3 protein-coding genes are annotated in these 1,393 nt (G+C 45.5%); 1 reads left to right on the top strand and 2 read right to left on the bottom strand.

Features of this window, described 5'->3' with window-relative positions; all coding sequences use genetic code 11:
* The first annotated feature begins 142 nt into the window (after window positions 1–142).
* Complete coding sequence (gene ppa / locus R7O12_RS24890) at window positions 143–673, top strand: inorganic diphosphatase (protein ID WP_005454643.1); 531 nt, start codon at window positions 143–145, stop codon at window positions 671–673.
* Window positions 674–747: 74 nt separating this feature from the next.
* On the opposite strand, the gene R7O12_RS24885 is transcribed toward ppa, so the two are convergent.
* Both R7O12_RS24885 and R7O12_RS24880 read right to left on the bottom strand, forming a co-directional pair.
* The gene (locus R7O12_RS24885; protein WP_046267787.1) at window positions 748–1,110 is read right to left on the bottom strand and encodes a DUF2799 domain-containing protein; all 363 of its coding nucleotides are present in this window, start codon (window positions 1,108–1,110) and stop codon (window positions 748–750) included.
* Between the two features lie 96 nt (window positions 1,111–1,206).
* The coding region (locus tag R7O12_RS24880; RefSeq protein WP_318126726.1) for a gamma-glutamylcyclotransferase at window positions 1,207–1,393 on the bottom strand (187 nt) is incomplete at its 5' end.

The raw sequence follows: 1,393 nt of genomic DNA, 5'->3' as shown, positions 1-1,393 counted from the left end.
CGCGACGAAGAATAATTTCAGACCTTTGTCCAACGCGGCAGGTGTTTACCTGCCGCGTTTTTGTCGCTAAAGTGAAATGCGAATTAATCATAGATGAGGGCGATCTTCTGGCTACTCATCCTCAATGAAAAGGAATATTCAAATGAGCCTAAACCATGTACCAGCAGGTAAATCGCTACCTGAAGATATTTACGTCGTTATCGAAATCCCTGCCAATGCAGACCCTATCAAATACGAAGTAGATAAAGACTCTGGTGCTGTATTTGTCGACCGTTTCATGTCTGCGCCAATGTTTTACCCATGTAACTACGGTTACGTGAACAACACACTTTCGCTTGATGGTGACCCAGTAGATGTCCTTGTCCCAACGCCATACCCACTCATGCCAGGTTCTGTTATTCGCTGCCGACCTGTTGGCGTTTTGAAGATGACGGATGAATCGGGCGAAGATGCCAAAGTCGTTGCCGTACCGCACTCTAAAATCTCTAAAGAGTATGAACACATTCAAGATGTGGGCGACATTCCTGAGTTGCTAAAAGCGCAAATCACGCATTTCTTTGAGCGCTACAAAGAGTTGGAATCAGGAAAATGGGTGAAAGTTGATGGCTGGGCAGATGTAGAAGCGGCAAAAGCAGAGATTCTACAATCTTACGAGCGTGCGCAAAACAAATAAGCGTAAACGCCAACTCCAAATACAAAAAGAGCTGCAAAGTGCAGCTCTTTTGCTTTCTAACCTAAACGCTTGCCTTAGATAGGAGCTCCCGCGGAGGACATACGACCAGCGTCATAATCGTGTTGGAAGAACGGGTCAACGTCATCGCAGATTCCGAAATACGGTCGTCCAACCACACCCAGCATATAGGCACTTTGCTCACAATACTCTTGCTTACCTTCTTGATAACCGTTTTGGTAGGCCATGATCAGTTCTGGCGTTGCGTGGTTAGTGCCATCCAACTTAGCTATCCGCTCTTTTGACAACTCTCGTAATCCATCTAAGGCAGACTGTTTCCCGAACGCTTGCCAATCAGTCACACTGGTTGAAGTTGGTAAGGTGGTTTGCGCACAAGCAGACAGAAGCATCATCATCGCGCCAATTATTAACACTCTCATCATCACTCCTTACTTTTCTGACTTGTCGTTTTCTAACGTGTTTTGAAACGTTTTTAAATCTCGACAACGTTCTTACGATGGTTACTTAAGTATAGTTCACACCCTTTGACACCAATCGCCAGACGCTATCTCTTCCGTAAGCTGCTCCGTGTCTTGATACAAGTAAATCCACGCTTGGCCAAATGGCGTTGCAATGCTCTCTCTACGATATTCGACAGGTACGTCTTCAAGCTTATCGAGCGCCACCAAAGTATCATCATCAATCAGATAAACTTCGCCTTGG

The sequence above is a fragment of the Vibrio sp. Vb1574 genome, assembly GCF_033338675.1.
This window is presented reverse-complemented; position numbering and strand designations above follow the sequence as displayed.

What these genes read in the sequence shown, in the direction of transcription:
- ppa (WP_005454643.1), top strand. Translation starts at nt 143, where the DNA reads ATGAGCCTAAACCATGTACCAGCAGGTAAATCGCTACCTGAAGATATT.
- R7O12_RS24885 (WP_046267787.1), bottom strand. Translation starts at nt 1,110, where the DNA reads ATGAGAGTGTTAATAATTGGCGCGATGATGATGCTTCTGTCTGCTTGT.